This is a genomic window from Roseibium sp. MMSF_3412, from assembly GCF_030733265.1.
GTDB lineage: Bacteria > Pseudomonadota > Alphaproteobacteria > Rhizobiales > Stappiaceae > Roseibium.
Genome location: NZ_JASHJI010000006.1, coordinates 229,446 through 252,284, shown reverse-complemented (window position 1 = coordinate 252,284; position 22,839 = coordinate 229,446). Strand labels below are relative to the sequence as shown.

Here is a 22,839-nt window from a genome sequence, read left to right as displayed (position 1 = left end):
GATCGTTTTGACCAACTGCAAGGAGCGAAAGCGCAGGAAATGTGCTTCATTTTCAAGCCTTTCGCGACGCTGCAGGTGGCTGAAACGGCCAAATCCGAAGGACGGCAAAATGGCCTCGCCTCGCAGCGTCACCGCGTTTGACCGGGCCTAAAGCCCGCTCTACTCACGCTTCCTCGCGAGACTTTGCCATTTCTGCCGCCAAATCGGCTTCATTTATGGGTCCGTACCCTAGTGCGGTGGCCCATTGTGTGGGCAGAAGCTTAAAGGGATATCGGGCTGAGATCTGGTTCGTGCTGCGCACGAAGCCTTGCCGTATCCTGCCCGTAAAACTGCGGTGCAAGCAAAGTGACGCTTGAAAAGACGTGGGATTTGAGAGCGCTCACCGCAGCATCGCTGTCACCGGCCTCGAGTGCGTCGAGAATGCTCTCGTGCTGGACGATTTTCGGATGGGTCCAGGAGTAGTCCGGTCTCGGCGTTGCAAGCGTGATCCTCTGGAGCATCACCAGGGTTCTGACCAGCAGGGGTTCCAAAGCTGACATTCCGGCGCACCTGAAAATCTGCAAATGGAATTCCCGGTCGATTTCTGCACAGGCATAGACATCCCTTTGCCTGCGGGCTTCCAGGAACTGACGGTCAAGATCCCGCAACTCCGCGATCTGGGCCGGTGTGATCGTCTTGGCTGCTTCCGTGAGGCCGGCGACCTCGGTATTGATCCTCAGCCGCAAAAGCAAAGTTGCTTCGGCGAGGGAGGGGTCCGTCACGAAGGTGCCCTGATATCCTTTTCGAATGACCAGTCCGCATTCCTGCAGAAGCATCAGGGCTTCCCGGATGGTGCTTTGCGAACAGGCATATTCCTGCGCCAGTGATTGTTCTGTCATGGCGCTGTCCGACTTGAGTTCACCGGTCAGAATGCGGCCCATCAGGTCTTGATATACGGATTCAGATTTGCGGGCGCGTTTCTCGCCAAATGCGTCTTTGTCGTGCGAAGCGTTGTTCGCAGCACTTCGAATGGTCACGTCGTTGCCCCCACACCGGCGTCGATTTGTTCTTTTGCATTGTCTCGAAGCCCAAGCCGGGATCTTTTGTTGACTGGTCTCCCGTTAGCAGAGTGTCTGCCACCTTTGCGCGCATGGTCAATGGGCCTCGGTGGTCAAATTTGCCGATTAGTGAGACGAACGTCGTCAATTTTGTTTGTTGCGCACCTGTTTGTCAGTCGTTGGCGCTCATGTCGAGACAATACTGCCGATCTCAACTGACAATTTCGCGAGCGGTAAAAATACTGATGAAAATTGCGCAGCAGCCGCTGAGGCTCGCATCCGCTATGACCGGATTGGGGAGCGGGCCGCAGGCTTGGGCAGTGCGCTTTTGCCTAAGCCGCCGATTTTTCCAGCATGGAAATCCAGTTTCGGTAGGCAAGCTTGTCCAGTGCCGCCTCATCAAAACCGCGTTCACGCAGAACGTTGAAAAGGGAGGGTAAGCCGGTCACGTCGCTCAGGTCCTGAGGCGGCAGACAACCGTCGAAATCGGAGCCGAGCCCGACATGATCTTCGCCGAGGTGTTCGACAAGATGGGCGACGTGATCAGCAACGACCTCCAGCGGAGTGTCCTTCTGGTGTTTCCCGTCCGGGCGCAGGAAGGCGACGTGAAAATTGACACCGACAAGCCCCCCGCTTTCCCGGATGGCATCCAGTTGCTTGTCGGTCAGGTTGCGGCTGCTTTCGCAGATCGCATGGGCGTTTGAATGGCTTGCGACGATCGGCCTGTCCGTGATCCCGGCCAGATCCCAGAACCCTTTCTCATTGAGGTGGGAAACATCCAGCAGGACCCCGAGCCTGTTGCATTCCTGAACAAGCGCGCGCCCGGCAGCCGTCAGACCGGGACCGGTGTCGGGTGATGCGGGAAAAGCCATCGGAACGCCGGAACCGTAGGCATTTTCGCGGCTCCAGACCAGCCCGAGCGATCGGAGACCGCGATTGTAGAGGTCCCCAAGAGCCTGAAAATCCGTGTCGATGGCTTCAGCGCCTTCTATATGCAGGCTGATGGCCATCTTGCCTGCTTCGACGGTTGCCCGGTTTTCTTCTGCGGTCCTGCAGATCACAACTTCTCCGCCGGAGGCAGCCTCGATCTGTTCGGCGCGCACCAGCATTCTGTGGGTAAAGTCCAGCGCCTGCTTCTGCGGAACCTCCTGGAAGTTGACCGGATCGTTGGGGTTGAAGGCCTTTGAAAAGTCCTGATCCGGGTTCGAGGGAACGAACATGGCAAACAATCCGCCGGAAAATCCGGACTCTTTTGCGCGCACGGCGTCCATGTGCCCCTTTTCCGAGCGGTCGAAGAAACTGCGCTCAGTTCCCTTGATCGCGTCTATCTCCAGTTTGAGCAACGTGTCGTTGTGGCCGTCGAAAACCGGGAACCGGCGCGGTGATGTGTCGTTTTGCACGAAGTGTCCTTGAAGTATCTGGAACGCCGCAGAGCGGGGGAAATGGAAGGTACTGAACTCAATCTAGTCAATGATACGCAGATTGTAAGGCTTCAGGGGCAAGACCCGTCCATTTGGATGACCTGTTGGGGATGGAATTGTTCGGATACGAGGCGAAAGGCCGCAGAAAACCGCCAGGTTTCCAGAGGTTTGCAACGACGTTGCCGTGCAAATTCACTCCAGGGTACGAGCCCTGTCCCGCTGGGAGGAAAAAACGGCGTCGAGCCGCTCCGTCAAACCGCTCGACCGGGCCGGACGTCCGCTTTTCTCGCCTTTCCTTTCGGTACATCGCCGTTTGTTGCGCCAATGCAACCGAATGAATGAGTCTTGAAACTGGAGCGAATGTGACTTGAAACTCGCTGAAAGCTGGCCCAAGAAAGGGGCCGGATTTATCGGTCACATGACGCACGCGTCGTTGCCGTTGCACGGGGATACGGAATTGGTGGAAAGACAGGTGTTTTCGCGCCGCTCGATTCTGACGGGCAGCCTGATCCTGGCCGGTGGTGCGCTTGCCGGCTGTCAGACGGTGGTCGGTTTGCCGGATCAGGCCGAACTCCCCGACGAGGACTTCGATTACGCATCCGCCTATGCGGCGCTTCCCGACGGCGACTTCACGTGGCCTGCGATCAACTACAAGAATTTCGATGAGCAGTACCTGCGCCAGGTCGTGGAATACAAGACCCGTGAAATGCCGGGAACCATCATCGTCGATCCTTACAACAACTACCTCTACTGGACACTCGGCAACAAGAAGGCGCTGCGCTACGGGATCGGTGTCGGACGTGCCGGCTTCGACTGGTCCGGCGAGGCGCTGGTCCGCGTCAAGCGTGAGCACCCCATCTGGCGTCCTCCGCGCGAAATGATCGCCCGCAAGCCGTCGCTCGAACGCTACTGGGAAAAGGGCTATCCGCCGGGGTTGAAGAACCCGCTCGGCGCACGCGCGATGGATCTCTGGCAGGGACCGGTCGATACGCTGTATCGCATCCACGGCACCAATCAGCCGTCGTCAATCGGCAAGAGCGTGTCGTCGGGGTGTATCCGCATGTGGCAGCAGGATGTGATCGATCTGTTCAATCGCGTGCCTCTCAGGACGAAGGTGGTTGTCCTGAGCGAGGACCCGAATGCGGACGCAGCCTAGGTGAGCGCGACATCGTGCAGAACGGCGCCGAAGTGGCAGACCGCTGCGGCGAGCACGAAGGCGTGCCAGATCGCGTTCTGGAACGGCAGGCGCTTCCAGGCGTAGAACACCGTTCCGACCGTGTAGAGCAGCCCGCCGGCGAGGATCATGCAAAGGCCGAACATCGATGCGCGTTCGATCAGGGGATTGGCCGCAAAGACAACCACCCAGCCGAGCCCGAGATAGATCGGTACGGAGAGTTTTTCCGCCTTTGAAAGGCGGACGAGTTTGATGACCGCTCCCGCCAATGCGCCCGTCCAGACCGTCGCCAGCAGGATGCCACCGGTCCAGCCGCCGATGATGACGGCGGCCAGCGGCGTGTAGGTGCCTGCAATCATCAGAAAGATCGCGGCATGGTCGAGCCGCCGCAAGATGCCGGACTTGTGGTCCTTGGCGAGCATGTTGTAGAGCGCGGAACAGATCAGCATCGCCATCAGGCAGGCAGCATAGATCATCACCGTGACCTGGCGGGTCGGGTCGTCGTTGTTCCAGAGCGTGACAGCAAGAATCACCGAGGCCGTCAGACCGAGGCAGATGCCGATGACGTGAATCGCGCCATCTGCGATCAGTTCTGCGAGGCTTTGCGCTCTGAACTCCGTCATTCGGGCAGTCTCCCGTCACTCGGCTTCATCATGTTCAAGCGCAATCGCGCTGTAGGCGCAGGAGAGGGCGAGCAGCACTCCCATGGTCACGAAGATCGACGTGAAATCCGCGCCCATGGCCAAAAGAACGCTGCCAAGCGTGACCCCGAGCGTTCCGCCGACGAGTCGTGCGGTGATGATCAGCCCGCTCACCTCGCCCTGCTTGTCGCGCGGTACGGAATTCGCCGTGATGCGACCGGTCGGGATCATCGCGACCGGCAGGAATATACCCCAAAGGAGCAGTGCCGGCGCGAGCAGCCAGTAGTTTTCCAGAAGCATCATGAGACCGATGAGAATGGTAGAAACCGCAAGCAGCGCCATGGCAACAAGAACCGGTTTTCGGGACCCGTATTTGTCTGAAAACTTCCCGGCGGGCGCCGCGAGGATCGGCATGGGCAGTACAGCAATCACGGTTCCGATGCCGGCCCAAAGCGCGCTGTAGGACATTTCAAGCTGCAGAAAATGCGGCACGTAGATCGCAACCACGATCTTGCTCATCTGTGTCAGCAGGATGATAAGCGTACTGGCGTGAAACGGTGGCAGTTTGAACAGCCGTACATCGATAAGCGGCTTGTCGTCCCTTGCTTCGTAAAAGATGAAGATGCCAAGACCGACGACACCGCCCAGGATGGTCGCGATGATGACGGGAGAGATCCAGCCGAAATCCGGGCCTTCCATCAATCCGAATATCAGCGCTGTCAGGCCGATGAGCAGCAGCACCAGGCCGATCGGGTCGACCACCGGTCTTGGCCGCGGCTTTTCAGGATTGCGCCACAACACGCAGGCGAGGGTACTCCCCACCGCAACGATCGGCACGTTGATCCAGAAGACCCATCTCCACGACAGAAAATCCGTCAGGATGCCGCCGACCAGCGGACCGGCGGCGAGGAATATGGTTGCCATGGCTGCCAGCGTGCCGATGGCTCTGCCGCGTTCGTTCTCGTCGAATGTCAGCGTCGCGGCGGCAAGCGTCATGGGGAACATCACGGCAGCGCACAGACCCTGCAGGACGCGCATCGTAATCAGCATCGCTATGCTGTCCGAGAAACCGGCAACAAGACTGGTGATCGCGAAGATGACACTGCACACGATCAGCGTGGGCCGGAACCCGAAGAGATCGATTGCCTTGCCGCCGACCGCGGCAAAGCACGTGAAGGCCAGCATGTAGGCGTTGATGATCCAGTGGGTTGTGGTCGCCGAGAGATGAAAGTGTTCCCGAATGGCGGGAAGAGAGACACCGAGCACGGTTTCGTCCAGCATCACCAGACCGCCCAGGCAGCCGACCGCGAGCACCAGGCCGCGCTTGCGTTCTTTTTCAGCCAGAGCCATGCAGCAATGCTCTCCGTATCTTCAGAAATCGTCTTTTTCAAAAACGTTTCTGGTAGCTTAGGTCAGCATCGCCATGTGCGCAAAGCAGTTTTTGCAGACCTTCATGCGGTCTCGCTACCAGGAAAATGGGTCGACGATTGCCGTAGAGTAGCGTCTTTGTTTTGCCCGCGCGAATAGAAATGTCATGTATACTTTCAAAAATATACTGCGTAACACCGTTAAGTAAACTTTGCAGCGTCCGACTGTTGCGCAATTTCTTTGGCCTCATTAAATTTTGTTTAGTTTTTCGGCAAAAAAGTGGCAGTCTTTTGGGCGTGTCAAAAAAACACTTGAGTTTTGAATTGCTTAATATGCAACCAAAAATAACTTGAAATTGAAAAAAGCACGCATAAAGTGCTGTTTTGTTGAGGGGTGTTTTTCAATTTTAACGCAAAATTAACACTAAAGAGCTGAGGGGTGCGGCAAAAAAGTTAATTGTTTCTGAATGTTAAAAATAAACGTTGATTTATCCACAGGAAGCTGCATGTTAATGCGCATTAACTTAGTTAAGGGGTTAATTCCATGTTAAGTATTTCGAAAGTCGCAAAACTAGGCATGATTGCTGCCGGAACGCTCGTCTGGGCTTCGGTTGCGCATGCCGCTGGCTCGGTTGGTTGGCTCAACCCGGCAAACAACAGTTCCTTCCCTGCTGGCACGGTCGTTGCGCCAAACGGTGCAGCCAGCGCCACGGGCACAATCGGTGGCGGTCTGGATCTTGTCATCGTGATGGATTCGTCCGGCTCCATGGGGGCCACTGTTCCGATCGCGGGCAGCCCGACACGCAACCAGGTGCAGGCACAGGCTGCCACGGCTCTGGTGAACAATCTGCCCGCCGGATCCGCGGTCAGCATCGTGGACTTTGACAGCAACGCTTCGGTCACCCAGCAATTGACCACGCTCCCTGGCGGACTTGGCAATGTTCAAACCGCAATCAACAACATCGATGCTTTCGGTGGCACAGATATCCGTGATGGTATTGTGGCAGCGGACAACGAGTTGGACGCACGTGGCCGTTCCGGCACGTCCAAGCAGATCCTGGTGATCTCCGACGGCGGCTCCAACCAAGCGCAAGCAGTTGCTGCGGCAACCGATGCAGCTAATGATGGTTACATCGTGAACACCGTCAGCTTCCCGGGTAGCTCGACATCGACCATGCAGGCGGTTGCCACGGCGGGTAACGGAACGTTCGTCAACTTCTCGAACAACCCGCAGGACATCGTCAACATCTTCAGCGGCGCCGGCGGCGGCGTTCTGGTCGGCGTTGACAACGTTCAGATCACCGATCCGGACGGAAATGTCTTTGCAGCAATCGTCGATGCTCTCGGAAACTTCACGGTTCCGGGCTTCGCTCTGAACCCGGGTGCCAACACCTGGACCGCTCTGGCGACCTTTACCGACCAGACACAGGCTTCTGCCAGCCTGACGCTGTTCGGAACAACGACCGGCGGTGGTGGCACTACGCCTGTGCCGCTCCCGGCTTCCGGCCTGCTGCTCATCGCGGCTATCGGCGGCTTCGGGGTTGTACGCCGTTTCCGCAAGTAAGCTAGAATTGCCAGTTTTGCGGTAATTCAGATAGAGTGCTCGGGGGCCACCCCCGGGCACTTGTTTTTTTGAGATTGGGAATTTGTCCATCATGTTTGGGAACTATTTCGGTTTGCGGCAGTTTGGGCTGCCTGGAGTTGTTTTTTCACTTTTGTTGGTTACGGGACCGGTTCAGGCAGCGCCATTCGGCTCGCCGGACGTAAACTGGATGCCGCAACTGGGGGATACCGGCCGCCCCGGATCTGCCGGTGTCAATGCAGCCATTGCAAGCAAGCTTTTGCGCGAACAGGCAGAGATTTCCACTCTGGCAGGCCTGAAGGTTGAAGACGGCGTACTTGCAGCGGTTCTTGTGGCGGTCAAGCGCGCCATTGAAGGCGATGTTTCCGGTGCCCAGGCAGCTCTTGCCGCGGCAGGAGACACCGAGTTGCCGGATGGGGAGCGCGAGATCGCGCAAGCGCTGATCCTTCGCGGCCAGGGGCACTTCGACAATGCAGTCAGGCTGCTCGACGAATTGCTGATCAAGGACCCAAAAAACGCCTATGCCCATAATCTGCGGGGAACGATCTCATTCCGTGTCGATGGTCCGGATGCCGCGCTTCCTCACTTTACCAAAGCGGCGCAAGCTGGCCCGAACGGTGCCACGTTCTGGGCAAATCTTGCTGCGGTGCTATTTGAAACAGGGCAGCGTGACACCGGCCGCAGGGCTCTTGCGCATGCTGTCTCTTTGAGTCCGGATACCTGCTCAACCCTGCTTGCGCTGGCGAATATTGAAACGGAAGAAGGCAACCATCGTTCCGCAGCTGAACGATTTGCGGGGTGCCTGCAGGCAGAACCGGACAGGGCAGATGCGGCGACCGGCCTTGTCACCGCATATTTGCAGAACGGGGAACACGAGAAAGCCCGTGAAACCTTCCGTCAGTACCGCGGGCAAATCAATAATTCCGACACGTTGAATGTCGAGATGTTTCTGCGTGTTGGTGACCTGACGCGAGCAAAACAAGACTTCGGGATTATTCCGCAGCAGGACAGCGCGGAGGTCCAGGTCGTCAGGGGACGGTTGAATTTGGCTCTGGGCGATGAACGGACTGCGCGCGAGGCTTTCGAAAGAGCCCTGGAGCTTTCTTCCCGGGCAGCCGTAGCTGCAACAGGACTGAAGGCAATCTCACTGGCCCAGGGAGAGGCTTCGGCCGGTCCCGCAACCGGCGGACAGTTCCGGGATGTCGATGCGATATTCAACGCTCTCGACCTCCTGGCACAGGGTGAAACCGACACGGCCGCGATCAGCAAGGCGTTTTCCGATGGCCAGGGAGCGATAACGGGATTTCGCGTGGATGGCTTGACACCGGACGATCTTGTTGCCGACATGCCGCCGGAGGCCGCGAAGGGCCTTGCAGTGCCCTTGTTCCTGATGATGACGAAAACAAACGGCCGCGCCGTTGAGATGTTGACGGAGCTTTCTGAAGCGCATCCATCCTCTGCGATACTGCACCTCCTTCTGGCACAGGCAATCGTGGTCGAAAGAGGCAGCATCGAAGCTGCCTACAAGGCCCTGGATACAGCGCTTGCGCAATCGGAGAATTTTCTTGCAGCTCACTTGATGCGTGCCGAGCTCGCCTTCAGAAGCGGCGATTTCAAATCGGCACTGAACTCCTTCAAGGCTGCTTCGAAGATCTCTTCCGATCCGCAAACGCACATGTGGACAGGCGTTCTTGCCGAGCAACTCGGTGAGTATGATGTCGCCGAGACCGCGCTCAGGCGCTTTGCCGACCTGGCACCGGACAATTTTGTCGCCCTGAACCAGCTTGCCTGGTTCCTTGTCAACCAGCGCGGCGACGACGCTGCACTGGACGAGGGAGAGGCTCTGGCGACCAAGGCCCTCAAGCTGAGGCCTGGCAACGCGGCCATCCTGGATACGCTCGGCTGGGTTGCCTACAAGCGAGGCGATCTGGAGACAGCGCTGGCGAAGCTGCAACAGGCGGTCGACGTCGATCAGGGGCAGTCTCCGGAGATCACGCTGCATTTCGCGCAAGTGTCGATAGAGGCCGGACGCATGGAGCAGGCCCGGGAGGTCCTTCGTCCGCTTTTCAACGACATGGAAAACAATCCAATGAGGGACCAGATCGCAGCACTTGCCGAACAAGCGGAGCTAAGGTGACGGGCTCATAAATGAGACCGGAAGGGTTTGAGGCGGCTTGCTTCTCCTCAAGGAGGGCAAGCGCGGGAAATGGCTTCACCACTCGGCGTCAGCTTGCTTGACCGGGCAACAAGTCCGCTCCGCAAACGGTTCCTGAGGGGAGCGTCCTGCCGCCGCTTTCTTGCTGCCGGTCACGGTGATGCGGAGTTGAAGGCAAGCGTCGAAAGCGCCCGGTCGGACCGTCTGCTCCAGGACTGGAGCGCTGCTGACAGACGGGCGGCCGGGCCATCGTCCGGGTCGGAGCTGCGCCTGACGCACCACCAGTCCAGGCTGATGCCTTCCTCTGCAATCGGGCGCGCGACCAGCGTGCCGTCGGCCAGTTCCGGTTCGATGGCCCACCGGCTGAAGATGGCAACGCCAAAGCTGGCGCGGACAAGATCGATCACGGCCTCCGGCGTCGGCATCGCGGTCATCCGCCGGAACGGTTCGACAGGCGCGCCGAGCAGGGCGGTCCAGTCAAAGCCCGGTTCCGCGGTCAGCGGATAAACGAAGAAGCGTTCATCGCCCATGTTGATGCTGTTGACCACAGGCTGCTCTGCGAGCGGATGACTGGCCGACATGACTGCAACGATCGGGTCCGAGCCCAGCTTGAGGGATGTGAACTGGCCAGGCGCGGGCGCGCGCCCGAAGACAAGCGAGACATCGACCGAACCATCGATGAGCGAGGCGAGCGGCCGCGCCGTTGCGCTTCCCGAAAGGTCGACCGCAAGGCGCGCGTCCTGTTCTTCAAGATAATCGAGGAAGGCCGGGAACCAGTGGTATCGGCTGTAAGTTGCCTGTCCCAGCCGGACCAGCAGGCGCTTTTCCTGCGCGGAAGCTTCGATGTCCTGTTCCAGCCGGAAAAGCTCGGCAAGGAAGCTCTCCCCGAGACGCCTGAGACGTTCGCCTTCCGGTGTCAGCTGAAGACCGGTATCGCCACGCTGAACGAGGGACACGCCGATCCGGCGCTCTGCCTCGCGCAGCCTGTGGGAGGCCGCGGACTGGGTGATGCCGAGCCGCGAGGCGGAAACGGTCATGCTTCCGGTTTCGCTGAGGGCGGAAAGGAGCGTCAGGTGATGAACGGCAAGTTTCGGTATCATCGTTCCATGAAATCATTTCATGAAGAGAATGAAAACTAAGAATTTTATTTGTGCGGTAAAGCGGGCTATCGAAACGTCATGTCACGCTTCACCTTGCCCCGTTTCAATCTTACGCCCGCTGCCGCCACGCTTGTCATCGTCGTGACGGCGGTCGGCTTCGGTCTGGTACCTGTTTTTGTCCGCGAACTGCAGGGTCTGGGCACCGGTCCGGCGACGATAGCCCTTTACAGATACGTCATTTCGGTGCTGGTCCTGCTGCCGTTCTTGCCGCGTGAGCGGCACAAGCGCGGCAAGGCCCTGCTGCTTGCCGGCGCCGGGGCGATCGTCGGCCTGAGCGTGATCGGCTATCTGGAGGCCATCAGCCAGGCACCGCTTGCTGCCGTCGGTGTCGTCTACATGTCCTATCCGGCCTTTGCAGCCCTTTTCGCACTGGTTCTTCTGAAGCAGGCGCTGAACTGGCGCACCTTTGCGGCCATCGGCCTTGTGCTTGGCGCAGCGGCGCTTCTCCTGGACCCTGCCACGCTCTCACCCGAAGCGCTTGCAGCGCTTGTCTGGGCCATTCCGGCACCGATTGCCTTCGGGTTTTTGATCGTTGTTCTCAGCGGCATGGGCGGCGATCTCAATCCGCTTGAGCGCGCCGTCTGCACCCTGATCGGTGCCATTGCAGGCCTGCTGCCGCTTGCGCTGTTTGAAGGCGGCGGCTCGGTTCTGCCGTCCTCTTTCAATGAAGTCTGGCTGATCGTGCTGATGGGTCTTGTCACCGCGCTGATACCGCAGATCATGTATACGATCGCGTGTCAGAAGATCGGGCCTATGAGAACAGCGGCGGCGGGCAGTTTCGAACTGCCGACCATGTTCCTGATCGGCTGGCTGGTCTTTGGAGAAGCCTTCGGGGCCCTGGAAATCGTCTGTGCGGTGCTGGTGCTTTCCGCCATCCTGGTTGCACCGGCGCCTGCGCCCACGCCTTCTCAGGCTTCCCATCCGGCCGAGGACCGGCCCGCGATGCAGACAGGATAACTATCTTTATAAAAAGTATCTTGATATTAAGATAAAAAGCGACTATCTCCAGCGCAACCGGGCAGGTAAAGCGGTTCGAGAACCCTGCAACAGGCGTTGTCCTTCGCGTTCGTGGCAAAGCCGCGAGGCAGAAAAGGCGGCGCTCTTCCCGAATTGCGACAAAAGCCCGGGAGCGTTTTGGAGAAAAGACTGATGACTGCCCGCAATCCCGACCACCCCGTTCACGACCTCATCGTCAACCGCTGGTCGCCCCGCTCCTTCGACCGGTCCGAGATGCCGGAAGCGGACCTGAAGACAATTCTGGAAGCGTCCCGCTGGGCCCCGTCCGCCTTCAACATCCAGCCGTGGCGCTTTGTCTATGCCCGGCGCGGCGCGGAGGGCTGGGATACGCTCGTCAATCTCCTGAACCCGTTCAATCGCGACTGGGCGCAGCATGCCTCGGCGCTCTTGTTCCTGTTCTCGGACATGGAAGTCGACGGCAAGGACGGCAAACCCGGCCGTAAAAGCGGCACGCACTCTTTCGATGCAGGCGCTGCCTGGGCAAACGCCGCCCTACAGGCAACGGAGATGGGCTACCACACCCACGCCATGGCCGGGATCCTGCGCGACGACATCCACGAGGCGCTCGGCGTGCCGGCACGTTTCAAGGCGGAAATCGCCATCGCCATCGGCAAGCGCAGCAAAATTGAGGACCTGCCGGAAGATCTCCGCGCCCGCGAGACGCCGAGTGCACGCAAGCCGGTTGATGAGATCGCGTTTGAGGGGGCGTGGGGGTAGCGCGGGAAGTTGCATGACTGAGAAGTTAAAGGGCAAAACCGGCAGTCCGGTTCTTGCCCTTTTTTCTTTTGTCAATCATTTGGCACGCGACACTATGGTCCCATTCAAGCCCCCGAACCAGCCTGCACCTCTTCGCCCTTTTCCGCCGATTTGCTGCTGAACTTCTCCCTTATCCGCTGAACCACGACGTAGAGCACCGGGATCATCAGGAGACCGATGGTGCTGTCGAGGATCATGCCGGTGAAGACCGGCAGGCCGATGGAGATGCGGCTGGCGGAGCCGGCGCCGGAGGCGAACACCAGCGGCAACACGCCGACGATGAAGCAGAGGCCTGTCATCGTTACCGGGCGGAACCGGGTATGGGCGGCACTGATCGCGGCATCAACGATGCTCATGCCCTCGTCGCGGCAGTTGCGCGAGAACTCGACCAGCATGATGGCCTTCTTGGCGGCGAGGCCGATCAGCAGAACCATGCCGATCTGGGCATAGATGTTGTTGTCGAGCACGTCGATCAGGTAGAGCGGGATCATTGCCCCGCAGACCGCGAAGACGGCGGACAGCATCACGGCAATCGGCAGGAGCCAGCTTTCATACTGGGCCACCAGGCAGAGATAGGCGAACAGGAAGGCCAGCAGGAAAATGTAGATGACGTAGGAGCCTGCCTCGATTTCCTGAAGCGACATGCCGGTCCACTCGATGGAATATCCCTTCGGCAGAACCTCCTCGGCGACCTTCTCGAACGCCTTGATGCCGTCGCCGGTGCTGTGTCCCGTGCTGGTCAGGCCCTGCACGGCGGCCGACCGGGCCATGTCGTAGCGGGTTACGCTCTGAGGTCCGACAACCGGCGTCAGGCTGACCAGCGTGCTGAGCGGGATCATGTCGCCCGAGGACCCGCGCACATAGATGTTGCCGACATCGTCCAGCGTCTGACGGTACTCGGAATCAGAGGCAAGGATCACCCAGAAGATCTTGCTGTCCAGGATGAAGTTGTTGACGTAGTAGGAGCCGAGATTGGCCTGCAGCGCGGTGAAGATATCGCTGATATTGACACCGAGAGCCTCGGCCTTGTCCCGATCAAGATCGACCTCGTATTGCGGTGTGCTGGCCGAGAGCGAGCTGAACACCTGCCGGAAGACCGGCTCCCGGTTGGCAGCGGACAGAACCGAATTCGTCACCGCGCCGAGATCGACGACACTTGCCCCTGCATCATCCTGGATCTGAGCGGCGATGCCGCCGGAGATACCGAGGCCGTCAATCGGCGGCAGCGGGAAGACGAAGGAGATGGCGCCTTCGAACGCCGACAGTTTTTCGTTCAGCGTGCCCAGGATGTTGTACCAGAGCGTTGCCTTGGTCTTGCGTTCGTCCCAGGGGGCGAGAATGGGGATCAGGGTGACGTAGTTCGATCCTTCGCCGGCAATGATGCTGAAGCCGGTGACCGAGATCACGTCCGTGACGCCCTCAACCTCGAGCATGACCTTGGTCATTTCCTTGGCCAGCGCATCGGAGCGCTGCAGGGACGCCCCGTCCGGCAGCTGGACATTGGCAAAGAGCACGCCCTTGTCCTCAAGCGGAATGAAGCCGGTCGCCGTTTCGCGGAACATGAACACCGTTGCGGCGGCAGCGGCAATCAGAATGAGCAGCGAAAGGAAGGCATGCCGGATCATCCGCCGGACAAGCCAGACATAGCCGTCGCGCACCTTGTCGACGAATGTGCCGAAGAAGCCCAGGAAGCGTGGCGGTTTGGCGTCCGAACGGCGCAGCAGCATGGAACACAGGACGGGTGACAGCGTCAGCGCGTTGACCGCAGACAGGCAGAACGCAACGGTGATTGTCAGTGCGAACTGCAGGTAGATCTGCCCGGTAATGCCGGGAAAGAAACACACCGGCACGAACACGGCCAGAAGCACGAATGTGGTTGCTATGATAGGGCTGGTGACCTGGCTCATGGCCTTCAGCGTCGCCTCGCGCGGCGCGAGCCCCTCTTCGCTCATGATGCGTTCGGTGTTTTCGATGATGACGATCGCGTCGTCCACCACCAGCGTGATCGCCAGGACGATGCCGAACAGGGTGATGAGGTTGGCCGAAAACCCGATCAGGTAGAGGATCGCAAGCGTTCCCAGCAGCGACACGGGAATGGCGACGGCCGGAATGATGATCGCGCGCCAGTTCATCAGGAACATGAACACCACGAACACCACGAGCGCCGTGGTCATCGCCAGGGTCGTCAGGATTTCCTCGATCGAGGCCTTCACCGCCTTGGTGATGTCGTAGAGGAGCTCGTAGTCGACGCCTTCCGGGAAGCTCGCCTTCATCTTTTCCAGCTCGGCGGAAACCGCACTTGCCACGTCCAGCGCGTTTGCGCCCGGGCTCTGGTAGATCGCGATGGAGGTTGCCGGTTTGTTGTTGAGCGCCGAATAGGCCGAATAGGAGCTGGAGCCGAGTTCGACGCGGGCGACGTCGCGCAGCCGCACCAGCTGTCCGGAGGCGTCACCGGAAACGACGATGTCGCCGAACTGTTCGGTCGTTTCCAGAAGCCCCTGCGATTTCAGCGTGAACTGGAGGTCGGTCGGGCCAGCGAACGGTGCTCCGCCGATCTGGCCCGCCGTCGCCTCGGTATTCTGCGCCTGGATCGCGTTGGAAAGGTCGGCGGCGGTGAGGTTGAGGGCGGACATCTGGTCCGGGTTCATCCACACCCGCATGCTGTAATCCAGCGGACCGAACTGGGAGACGCTGCCGACGCCGGGCAGGCGCGACAGGCGATCCTGCAGGTTGATCGTGGCGTAGTTGCTCAGGAAGATGGCGTCGCGGCTTTCGTCCGGGGAGACGAGGTTGATCACCTGAAGCATGTTGGCGGACTGCTTCTGGGTGGCAACGCCGAGTGTCTTGACCGCTGTGGGCAATGTCGGCTCTGCCAGCGCGACACGGTTCTGGACATTCACCGCGGCGATATCCGGGTCGGTCCCGACCTCGAACGTGATCGTGAGCTGGTAGGTGCCGGCATTGGAGCTTGTCGAGGACATGTAGATCATGTCATCGACACCGTTGACCTGTTCCTCGATCGGGATCGCCACCGACTTCTCGATCAGTTCTGAGTCGGCTCCCGGATATTGCGCGTTCACCACCACCTGGGGCGGTGTGACATCGGGGTATTCCGCAATCGGGATCAGGATGATGGCGATCACCCCGACGAGTGAGGCGATCAGGGAGAGAACCAGTGCGAAATTCGGACGGTCGATGAAGAATCTGGACAGCATGATCGATCGTCTCTTTTAGCTTTTGGCTTCGACGGGATCGACGGTCATGTCCGGACCGATCCGCTGCAGACCCTGGACGATGACCTGTTCACCGTCCTTGAGCCCGGACGTGACTTCCCAGAGCGTGCCGGACTGGCGGCCCAGGACCACGTCACGCCGCTCCACCTTGTTGTCCGCGCCGACGACGTAGACGTAGTGGCCTTTTGAATCGAGCTGTATCGCGGGCTGCGGGATCGCCGCAACCTGCGTCTGGTTTTCGCTATCGACCGTGACATTGACGAACTGACCGGGGATGAGGACGTTTTTCGGATTGTCGAACGTGGCGCGCAGCTCGACGGAATCGCTGCCTTCCTCGACCGAAGTCCCCACATATGTAATCTTTCCGTCGCTGGGATATTTGGTGCCGTCGGTCAGGGTCAGGCTGACCTGAAGGGTCGAGGAATCATTGCCGATAAGGCCGGCCTCGCGGTCCTTGATCAGGTCCTTTTCACCCATGTAGAAGCTGACATAGATCGGGTCGACGCTTGTGACCGTTGCAAGCGTTCCGGTGTTGGAATCCACCAGATTTCCGACATTCACGTTGGTCTTGCTGATACGGCCATCGATCGGGCTGTTGATGTCGGTGTAGCTGAGATTGATGTCCGCGGTTTCAAGGTTGGCCTGTGCTTCGTCGACATTGGCCTGATCGACATCCATGGTTGCCTTGGCGCTGTCATAGGTGGCCTGGGAAACATCGCCCTTGGCCAGCAGCTGGCGCTGGCGTTCCAGCTCTATCTGGGAGTTTTTCAGCGTTGCCTGTGCGCCTTCAAGCGTCGCCTTGGACTGGTCGACGCTTGCCTGATAGAGATCTTTCTCGATGACGTAGAGCAGGTCTCCCTGTTTGACAAAACCGCCTTCGGTGAACTTGCGCTCCGTCAGGTAGCCTTCCACCCGCGCGACGATATCGACGGTCTTGGTTGCCTCGACCCGCCCGACATAGCGCGACTTGTTGTTAGGCGTGATCATCTGGACCTTTGCCACCGTGACTTTCTGTGCAGACGAACCGCTCTCCTGCGCAGCGGCGGGAAGCCCTCCAGCCAGCACAACAGCCAAACCCAACATCACCTTCGCGGCTTTCATGACGCCTCCTGCCGAAGTCTTTTCGTTTGCAATTTGAAGGCATCATAACCGGAAAGCGCAGCGAGGCGATTGAAATAAGGCCTATTCCACACACGGTACTGGCGTGATCCACAATTTGAAGCTGTGCCGGGTTGAAGCTGCCCGTGCGCGCAGTCGCGACGGCTTCCGCCGCATTTAAGGGTGTGTCAATCGGCGCGGCGAAATCGGGTGACGGATCTGCTAGACCCAGTCCATTGAAAGAAGTGGGGTATTCGTCATGAGCATGTCCGACAAGCTGCCGGCGGAAAGCAGCCTGAACACCTATTATTCGTCGCGTGATTTCATGGACGTCTTTTCCGTGTCGCTCAAAGGGCGTGAAGATCTCATCAGTGCCGACATGCGCGTTCTGGCCGATCATATGCTGATGGCCGACATCGGCTGGATGAACGCGCTGCTTTCTCTCCGCGACACGCTCGTGAAGCCGCTCGGGCTGAAAACGACGGCAACGCTCGCGCAGGAGCAGTCCGGAAAGCCCTTGACGGAGCGGGAGCCGGGTGACCGCATCGGGTTTTTCAAGATCTACCAGGTGAGCGACAACGAGGTTGTTCTCGGCGAGGATGACTGGCACCAGGACTTCAGGCTGTCGATCTTCCGCAGCGAGTGGCCGACGCCGCGCGTCTATGCCTCGACCTGCTGCAAGCGGCACAATTTCTTCGGTCATGCCTACCTTGCCCTGATCCTGCCGTTTCACAAGAAAATCGCTTCCTCGGTTCTGGACCATGCAGTGCGTCAGGAATTGTCGCAGGCGGCTTGAAAACGGGCGCAGGGTGACAGAGCGCCATCCTTAAATGCCGGATTGAGGAAGTCTGGGAAAACGCCGGATTTCGCTCCCGCGGTCTTTGCATTGATTTCGGAATCGTGCTGACTCGCAGTCAGGAACTGAGCAGGATCGGAGTGATTGCGGCGCTTCAGTGCGCTGATCATGAGTGTATGACGGTCGAGATCGATATCGGGGAAATGACGAGCGGCGCGCGCGCCGGGCTCGATCTGGAAGAGTTGCTGGCAACGCGTCTTCTCGTGCAGGGCAATTCCGGCTCCGGTAAATCGCATCTGCTTCGCCGTCTCCTCGAACAGTCGGCGAGCTGGGTCCAGCAGGCCATCATCGATCCGGAAGGCGATTTCGTGTCGCTGGCCGAGAAGTTCGGTCACGTTGTCGTCGACGCGGTCGGCACCGAAAAGGACCTCCAGATGATCGCGGGCAGGGTGCGCCAGCACCGGGTCTCTGTCGTTCTCAACCTGGAAGGCCTCGATGCAGACCGCCAGATGAAGGCGGCCGCGACCTTTCTGGACGGCTTGTTCGATGCTGACCGGGACTTGTGGTACCCGATGGTCGTCGTTGTGGACGAGGCGCAACTGTTCGCCCCGGCAGCCGCCGGAGAGGTGACGGAAGAAGCGCGCCGCCGTTCGCTTGGGGCCATGACAAACCTCATGTGCCGTGGCCGCAAGCGCGGTTTGGCCGGGATCATCGCAACGCAGCGCCTCGCCAAGCTTGCCAAGAACGTTGCCGCCGAGGCGTCCAACTTCCTGATGGGCAGAACCTTTCTCGACATTGACATGGCGCGCGCGGCCGATTTGCTCGGCATGGAGCGCCGGCAGGCGGAAAGCTTCCGCAATCTTGACCGGGGCAATTTCATTGCTCTCGGCCCGGCCCTGTCGCGGCGGCCCGTACCGATCAGGATCGGGCCGGTCGAGACCATGGGCCGCGGCGGCAGCCCGAAGCTGATGCCGTTGCCGGAGCAGCCGAAGGAAGAGGCCAAGGATCTGATCTTCACGCCTGCGGCGGGCGAGATACCGGCTGCGCGTCCGCGCTTCCAGGAACCTGTCAGCTCCACCGGTGACGTTCTGGACCGGCTTTCCAGCGCGGAACAGGCGAACGATGACGCCGAACCGCAGGCGGACAGTCTGCTGGAGTTCGGCGAGCGGGAAGAAAAGATCGCCGAGATCATCGCCGGTATCCTGGAAGACGAGGATGCGGCATTCCAGCCGATCGCAACCCTCTACCAGGACTTTCAGGTCCGCTGCCGGATCGCCAAGCTGGCAGGTGGTCCGCCGGACCTCCAGTCTTTCCGGGAAAAGCTATCGGTCGCCCGTGCGGGCATTGAAAAAGGCGAGATGGACGATGGCGCGTGGTCGCAGGCCGAACTCATCGCCGCCGAACTGCCCGATGACATGCGCGGCGTCTATCTGCTCCTTGCCAAGGCCGCCCTGGCGAAAACACCGTGCCCGGGCAACATCGAAATCGCGACCGCCTATGGAACCCGGTCCCCGGGCCGGGCCCGCTGGCTCCTGAGCCATATGGAGGAACGCGGCTTTCTGGTCTGCGCGACGGACCTGCGAGGCAACCGGATCGTGACGCTGACTGATCTCGGCTGGCAGACGGCACCGGGCGACGAGGCGGCTGCTTAGGCGGACCTTCTGTTCGGTTGGCCGGCGAAAAACTCGCAGCCACGAAAGTGTCATGCCACATTGTGTTGAACGTGCGGGCTTATTTCCCAGCTAGAGAATTTGATCGAGGAAACCCAAGATGATCCGGCTGATATTGCTTTTGTGCTCCCATGGCGCCGTTCTGGCTGTCGGGTTCGCTCTCGGGGTGTATTTCCTGCCGATCCTGACGGAACCGCAGGGGCCGGACGAAGCTGTTCTCGCTGAGGCAGCCGCGGGCGCACAGTATCAGGCCAGCCTGACAAGGGACCTTGCAGGCAGCGATTTCCTGCATTGGGGCGAGGGCACGGTCAGCATTTCTCCCGACCAGATCGTGCACAAGGGCGAGCTGTCTCCCGGTCCCGACTACAAGCTCTATCTCGTCAAGGAGTTCGTTGAGGACGAGGCCGGATTTCTCTCCGTAAAGGACACGGCTGTCCAACTCGGCGACGTCAAGACCTTCGACGGGTTCATCGTCGATGTACCGGCGGACGTAAGCATCGACGACTATACGACCGTGCTTGTCTGGTGCGAGGCGTTTGGCGAATTCATCACCGCCGCCAAATACCGCTGAAACGGTGCTCTGTCCGGCGAGCGTGCAGGCCCATGGGCTGCGCTTCAGATGGCTGGCCTCATCCGGCGCTTGGCATCGGCTGCCGGAACCGCTTCGACGGGTTTGAGCGCAAGCAGATATTCCAGTTGAGACAGTTCAAGCGCTATGCCGTCGATTGTCCGGGTCAGAACGTTTTCCATGTAACTGCCCGCCGGTGCGCGGTCGCGGATTTCAACCGCCCGGTCCTTCGCCTTGCCTAGGTATGAGATCATCTGGGTGACGTCCGACCGGGTGACATCGGTTGTCGGCGGCAGTTCATGGCTGGCTGCCTCTGATCGCAGGATAGCGGAATACTGACCTTGCAAAGGGCTGACAAACTGCATCGCGGACCTCAAATGTTCTCTATTTGTTCTACTTAACTCAAATGAGAATTATGATCAAGCGGTCCGCACAAGATTCCGCCGCGTCCAAGGTCGTCGAAAGCGTTGGAGGGCCGGAAATGGCTGCAATATCAGCGCTCTGAAAAATCACTCGTGATGGTCCTTGAACTTGCAAATCAAATTGGTTACATATGTAACTAATTCAGCCCCGGACAGGGAGGACATCATGGATCAGAGAACGGACAGCACTCGGAATTTGACCGCAAACGGGCACAATTCCGGGGCCTTCGACTATATGCCGGGCTTTGGCAACGACTTTGAAACCGAAGCATTGCCGGGCTCCTTGCCGCAGGGCATGAACAGCCCGCAAAAATGCGCCTACGGGCTCTACGGCGAACAGCTTTCGGGAACCGCGTTCACGGCCCCAAGCCATCAGAACGAAAGAACCTGGTGCTACCGCATTCGCCCGTCGGTTAAGCACACCAGCCGCTTTGAAAAGATCGATCTGCCCTACTGGAAAAGCGCGCCGAACATCAACGAGGATGTCATCTCGCTCGGCCAGTATCGCTGGGATCCGGTCCCGCATGCCGAGGAAGAGCTGTCCTGGCTGACGGGTATGCGCACCATGACGACGGCCGGTGACGTCAACACCCAGGTCGGCATGGCGAGCCACATCTATCTCGTGACGAAGTCGATGGAAGACGAGTACTTCTTCTCCGCCGACAGCGAGCTTCTGGTTGTGCCGCAGGAAGGTGTCCTGCGCTTCTGTACGGAGCTCGGCGTGATTGAGCTGGAGCCGAAGGAAATCGCCGTTATCCCGCGCGGTCTGGTCTACAGGGTCGAGGTTGTCAAAGGCCCGGCGCGCGGTTTCGTCTGCGAGAACTACGGTCAGAAATTCGAGCTGCCGGGCAGGGGGCCGATCGGGGCGAACTGCATGGCGAACCGCCGGGACTTCAAGACGCCGGTCGCCTGTTTCGAGGATCGCGAGGTTCCCTCCATCCTGACAGTAAAGTGGTGCGGCCAGTTTCATCAGACCAAGATCGGGCATTCGCCGCTCGATGTCGTTGCCTGGCACGGTAATTACGCGCCCTGCAAATATGATCTCAGGAATTACTGCCCGATCGGCGCGATCCTGTTCGACCACCCGGACCCTTCGATCTTCACCGTACTGACGGCACCGTCGGGTGTTCCCGGCACGGCGAATATCGATTTCGTCCTGTTCCGTGAGCGCTGGATGGTGATGGAAGACACCTTCCGTCCGCCCTGGTATCACAAGAACATCATGTCCGAGCTGATGGGCAACATTTACGGGCAATACGATGCCAAGCCACAGGGGTTCGTGCCCGGCGGCATGAGCCTGCACAACATGATGCTGCCGCACGGTCCGGACAAGAATGCCTTTGAAGGTGCGTCCAATGCCGATCTCAAGGCCGAAAAGCTCGACAACACCATGTCGTTCATGTTCGAAACCCGGTTCCCGCAACATCTGACGGAATTCGCCGCAAGCGAAGCACCGCTTCAGGATGATTACATTGACTGCTGGGACAGCCTGGAGAAAAAATTCGACGGGACCCAGGAAGGGACCTGGAACAAGGGCTGAAGGGACAGACCGGCGTTTTGGCCGGAAAGACGGCCCCGACACACGCAAGCGGCGCCGAGCCGCCGGGGTCTTTGAAGGCGAATATTCTGTCGGCCGGAGGGGGCCGACACGTACAAGGAGCAGAAATTCATGAAACTGGCGACGCTCAAGGATGGCAGCCGGGACGGCAAGCTGGTGGTGGTCAACGAGAGGCTGACCTATTGCACGGACGCAAGCCATATCGCACCGACACTGCAGGCCGCACTGGATGACTGGGCTGCCGTTGCGCCCAAGCTGGCTCTTCTGGCCGAAAGCCTGTCTCATGAAGCCGTGCCGACCATCCGGTTTCACGAGCATGACGCCCTGTCGCCCCTGCCACGCGCCTATCAGTGGGCGGACGGCTCCGCCTATGTCAATCACGTTGAACTGGTGCGCAAGGCCAGAGGCGCGCAGATGCCGGACAGTTTCTGGACCGACCCGCTGATGTATCAGGGTGGATCCGACACGTTTCTCGCACCGCGCGATCCGATCAGGATGCGCGACGAGGCCTGGGGCATCGACATGGAAGGCGAGATCGCCGTTGTGACCGGTGACGTGCCGATGGGCGTCAGCCCCGAAGAGGCATTGGAGGCGATCCAGCTGGTGATGATCGTCAACGACGTGTCGCTGCGCGGGCTCATCCCGGCCGAACTCGGCAAGGGTTTCGGCTTCTTCCAGTCGAAACCGTCTTCCGCGTTTTCGCCGGTGGCCGTCACGCCTGACGAACTTGGCGATGCCTGGCAGGACGGCAAGCTGCATCTGCCGTTAAGCGTTGATCTGAACGGCGCACCGTTCGGCCGGGCCCAGGCCGGTGTCGACATGACTTTCGATTTCGGCCAGTTGATCGCGCACGCCGCCAAGTCGCGCAATCTTGGTGCCGGTACGATCATCGGGTCCGGAACCGTTTCCAACAAGCTCGACGGAGGCCCGGGCAAGCCGGTGTCTGAGGGCGGTGTCGGCTATTCCTGCATTGCCGAGATCCGCATGATCGAGACCATCAAGGAGGGCCAGGCGAAGACCCCCTTCATGAAATTTGGCGACACGGTCCGAATCGAGATGCTGGATGCGGACGGACACTCCATCTTCGGCGCGATCGAGCAGACAGTCGAGAAAGTCTGAAGCAGGCATGCTGCTGTTGGATTTCATCTGGAACGCCGGCTGAGTGCCGCGATAGACGCAAACGG

At 59.6% G+C, this 22,839-nt stretch carries 18 protein-coding genes; 10 read left to right on the top strand and 8 right to left on the bottom strand.

Annotated features, from left to right (window positions below; all coding sequences use genetic code 11):
- Nucleotides 1-260: 260 nt before the first annotated feature.
- On the bottom strand, nt 261-1,016 hold the full coding sequence (locus RBB49_RS13525) for a GntR family transcriptional regulator (protein ID WP_306143342.1): 756 nt from the start codon (nt 1,014-1,016) through the stop codon (nt 261-263).
- 353 nt (nt 1,017-1,369) lie between these two features.
- Entirely contained in the window at nt 1,370-2,437 is a 1,068-nt protein-coding gene (locus RBB49_RS13520; RefSeq protein WP_306143341.1) for a dipeptidase, read from the bottom strand.
- Between the two features lie 439 nt (nt 2,438-2,876).
- On the opposite strand from RBB49_RS13520, the gene RBB49_RS13515 reads away from it, so the two are divergent.
- The gene (locus tag RBB49_RS13515; RefSeq protein ID WP_306143426.1) at nt 2,877-3,614 is read left to right on the top strand and encodes a L,D-transpeptidase; all 738 of its coding nucleotides are present in this window, start codon (nt 2,877-2,879) and stop codon (nt 3,612-3,614) included.
- Here RBB49_RS13515 and RBB49_RS13510 read toward each other — a convergent pair.
- Together RBB49_RS13510 and RBB49_RS13505 are read right to left on the bottom strand one after the other, a co-directional pair.
- On the bottom strand, nt 3,611-4,255 hold the full coding sequence (locus RBB49_RS13510) for a hemolysin III family protein (protein WP_306143340.1): 645 nt from the start codon (nt 4,253-4,255) through the stop codon (nt 3,611-3,613). The two genes, RBB49_RS13515 and RBB49_RS13510, sit on opposite strands and share 4 nt — an antisense overlap.
- Before the next feature lie 15 nt (nt 4,256-4,270).
- Nucleotides 4,271-5,623: an MFS transporter gene (locus RBB49_RS13505; RefSeq protein ID WP_306143339.1), complete on the bottom strand. Its 1,353-nt coding sequence runs from the start codon at nt 5,621-5,623 to the stop codon at nt 4,271-4,273.
- 594 nt (nt 5,624-6,217) lie between these two features.
- Here RBB49_RS13505 and RBB49_RS13500 point away from each other — a divergent pair.
- On the top strand, nt 6,218-7,204 hold the full coding sequence (locus RBB49_RS13500; RefSeq protein ID WP_306143338.1) for a VWA domain-containing protein: 987 nt from the start codon (nt 6,218-6,220) through the stop codon (nt 7,202-7,204).
- A 208-nt stretch (nt 7,205-7,412) separates the two neighbouring features.
- Nucleotides 7,413-9,359 carry a tetratricopeptide repeat protein gene (locus RBB49_RS13495; protein WP_306143337.1) on the top strand — a complete coding sequence of 649 codons (1,947 nt, stop codon included), beginning with the start codon at nt 7,413-7,415 and terminating at the stop codon, nt 9,357-9,359.
- A gap of 170 nt (nt 9,360-9,529) precedes the next feature.
- Here RBB49_RS13495 and RBB49_RS13490 read toward each other — a convergent pair whose 3' ends face one another.
- Entirely contained in the window at nt 9,530-10,477 is a 948-nt protein-coding gene (locus RBB49_RS13490) for a LysR family transcriptional regulator (protein WP_306143335.1), read from the bottom strand.
- A gap of 78 nt (nt 10,478-10,555) precedes the next feature.
- On the opposite strand from RBB49_RS13490, the gene RBB49_RS13485 reads away from it, so the two are divergent.
- Nucleotides 10,556-11,494 carry a DMT family transporter gene (locus RBB49_RS13485; RefSeq protein ID WP_306143334.1) on the top strand — a complete coding sequence of 313 codons (939 nt, stop codon included), beginning with the start codon at nt 10,556-10,558 and terminating at the stop codon, nt 11,492-11,494.
- A 192-nt stretch (nt 11,495-11,686) separates the two neighbouring features.
- Nucleotides 11,687-12,271, top strand: coding sequence for a nitroreductase family protein (locus RBB49_RS13480; protein ID WP_306143332.1), 585 nt, complete (start codon nt 11,687-11,689; stop codon nt 12,269-12,271).
- A gap of 104 nt (nt 12,272-12,375) precedes the next feature.
- Here the strand turns inward: RBB49_RS13480 and RBB49_RS13475 are convergent, their stop codons facing one another.
- A complete protein-coding gene (locus tag RBB49_RS13475) occupies nt 12,376-15,525 on the bottom strand; it encodes an efflux RND transporter permease subunit (RefSeq protein WP_306143331.1) in 3,150 nt (1,049 codons plus the stop codon).
- A gap of 15 nt (nt 15,526-15,540) precedes the next feature.
- Nucleotides 15,541-16,644, bottom strand: a complete 1,104-nt coding sequence (locus RBB49_RS13470; RefSeq protein ID WP_306143330.1) for an efflux RND transporter periplasmic adaptor subunit — start codon at nt 16,642-16,644, stop codon at nt 15,541-15,543.
- Nucleotides 16,645-16,900: 256 nt separating this feature from the next.
- Between RBB49_RS13470 and RBB49_RS13465 the strand changes: the two genes are divergently transcribed.
- The 3 genes from RBB49_RS13465 (at nt 16,901) to RBB49_RS13455 (ending at nt 19,678) form a co-directional block, all read left to right on the top strand.
- Nucleotides 16,901-17,437, top strand: coding sequence for a DUF2867 domain-containing protein (locus RBB49_RS13465; protein WP_306143329.1), 537 nt, complete (start codon nt 16,901-16,903; stop codon nt 17,435-17,437).
- Nucleotides 17,438-17,613: 176 nt separating this feature from the next.
- Nucleotides 17,614-19,089: an ATP-binding protein gene (locus RBB49_RS13460; protein ID WP_306143425.1), complete on the top strand. Its 1,476-nt coding sequence runs from the start codon at nt 17,614-17,616 to the stop codon at nt 19,087-19,089.
- Between the two features lie 118 nt (nt 19,090-19,207).
- The gene (locus tag RBB49_RS13455; protein ID WP_306143328.1) at nt 19,208-19,678 is read left to right on the top strand and encodes a DM13 domain-containing protein; all 471 of its coding nucleotides are present in this window, start codon (nt 19,208-19,210) and stop codon (nt 19,676-19,678) included.
- A gap of 44 nt (nt 19,679-19,722) precedes the next feature.
- Here the strand turns inward: RBB49_RS13455 and RBB49_RS13450 are convergent, their stop codons facing one another.
- A complete protein-coding gene (locus tag RBB49_RS13450) occupies nt 19,723-20,040 on the bottom strand; it encodes a hypothetical protein (protein ID WP_306143327.1) in 318 nt (105 codons plus the stop codon).
- Between the two features lie 292 nt (nt 20,041-20,332).
- On the opposite strand from RBB49_RS13450, the gene hmgA reads away from it, so the two are divergent.
- Nucleotides 20,333-21,637 carry a homogentisate 1,2-dioxygenase gene (hmgA, locus tag RBB49_RS13445; protein WP_306143424.1) on the top strand — a complete coding sequence of 435 codons (1,305 nt, stop codon included), beginning with the start codon at nt 20,333-20,335 and terminating at the stop codon, nt 21,635-21,637.
- A 129-nt stretch (nt 21,638-21,766) separates the two neighbouring features.
- A complete protein-coding gene (locus RBB49_RS13440) occupies nt 21,767-22,774 on the top strand; it encodes a fumarylacetoacetate hydrolase family protein (RefSeq protein ID WP_306143326.1) in 1,008 nt (335 codons plus the stop codon).
- Nucleotides 22,775-22,839: the final 65 nt, after the last annotated feature.

What these genes read in the sequence shown, in the direction of transcription:
- RBB49_RS13515 (WP_306143426.1), top strand. Translation starts at nt 2,877, where the DNA reads ATGACGCACGCGTCGTTGCCGTTGCACGGGGATACGGAATTGGTGGAA.
- RBB49_RS13510 (WP_306143340.1), bottom strand. Translation starts at nt 4,255, where the DNA reads ATGACGGAGTTCAGAGCGCAAAGCCTCGCAGAACTGATCGCAGATGGC.
- RBB49_RS13505 (WP_306143339.1), bottom strand. Translation starts at nt 5,623, where the DNA reads ATGGCTCTGGCTGAAAAAGAACGCAAGCGCGGCCTGGTGCTCGCGGTC.
- RBB49_RS13500 (WP_306143338.1), top strand. Translation starts at nt 6,218, where the DNA reads ATGATTGCTGCCGGAACGCTCGTCTGGGCTTCGGTTGCGCATGCCGCT.
- RBB49_RS13495 (WP_306143337.1), top strand. Translation starts at nt 7,413, where the DNA reads ATGCCGCAACTGGGGGATACCGGCCGCCCCGGATCTGCCGGTGTCAAT.
- RBB49_RS13490 (WP_306143335.1), bottom strand. Translation starts at nt 10,477, where the DNA reads ATGATACCGAAACTTGCCGTTCATCACCTGACGCTCCTTTCCGCCCTC.
- RBB49_RS13485 (WP_306143334.1), top strand. Translation starts at nt 10,556, where the DNA reads ATGTCACGCTTCACCTTGCCCCGTTTCAATCTTACGCCCGCTGCCGCC.
- RBB49_RS13480 (WP_306143332.1), top strand. Translation starts at nt 11,687, where the DNA reads ATGACTGCCCGCAATCCCGACCACCCCGTTCACGACCTCATCGTCAAC.
- RBB49_RS13475 (WP_306143331.1), bottom strand. Translation starts at nt 15,525, where the DNA reads ATGCTGTCCAGATTCTTCATCGACCGTCCGAATTTCGCACTGGTTCTC.
- RBB49_RS13470 (WP_306143330.1), bottom strand. Translation starts at nt 16,644, where the DNA reads ATGAAAGCCGCGAAGGTGATGTTGGGTTTGGCTGTTGTGCTGGCTGGA.
- RBB49_RS13465 (WP_306143329.1), top strand. Translation starts at nt 16,901, where the DNA reads ATGAGCATGTCCGACAAGCTGCCGGCGGAAAGCAGCCTGAACACCTAT.
- RBB49_RS13460 (WP_306143425.1), top strand. Translation starts at nt 17,614, where the DNA reads ATGACGGTCGAGATCGATATCGGGGAAATGACGAGCGGCGCGCGCGCC.
- RBB49_RS13455 (WP_306143328.1), top strand. Translation starts at nt 19,208, where the DNA reads ATGATCCGGCTGATATTGCTTTTGTGCTCCCATGGCGCCGTTCTGGCT.
- RBB49_RS13450 (WP_306143327.1), bottom strand. Translation starts at nt 20,040, where the DNA reads ATGCAGTTTGTCAGCCCTTTGCAAGGTCAGTATTCCGCTATCCTGCGA.
- hmgA (WP_306143424.1), top strand. Translation starts at nt 20,333, where the DNA reads ATGCCGGGCTTTGGCAACGACTTTGAAACCGAAGCATTGCCGGGCTCC.
- RBB49_RS13440 (WP_306143326.1), top strand. Translation starts at nt 21,767, where the DNA reads ATGAAACTGGCGACGCTCAAGGATGGCAGCCGGGACGGCAAGCTGGTG.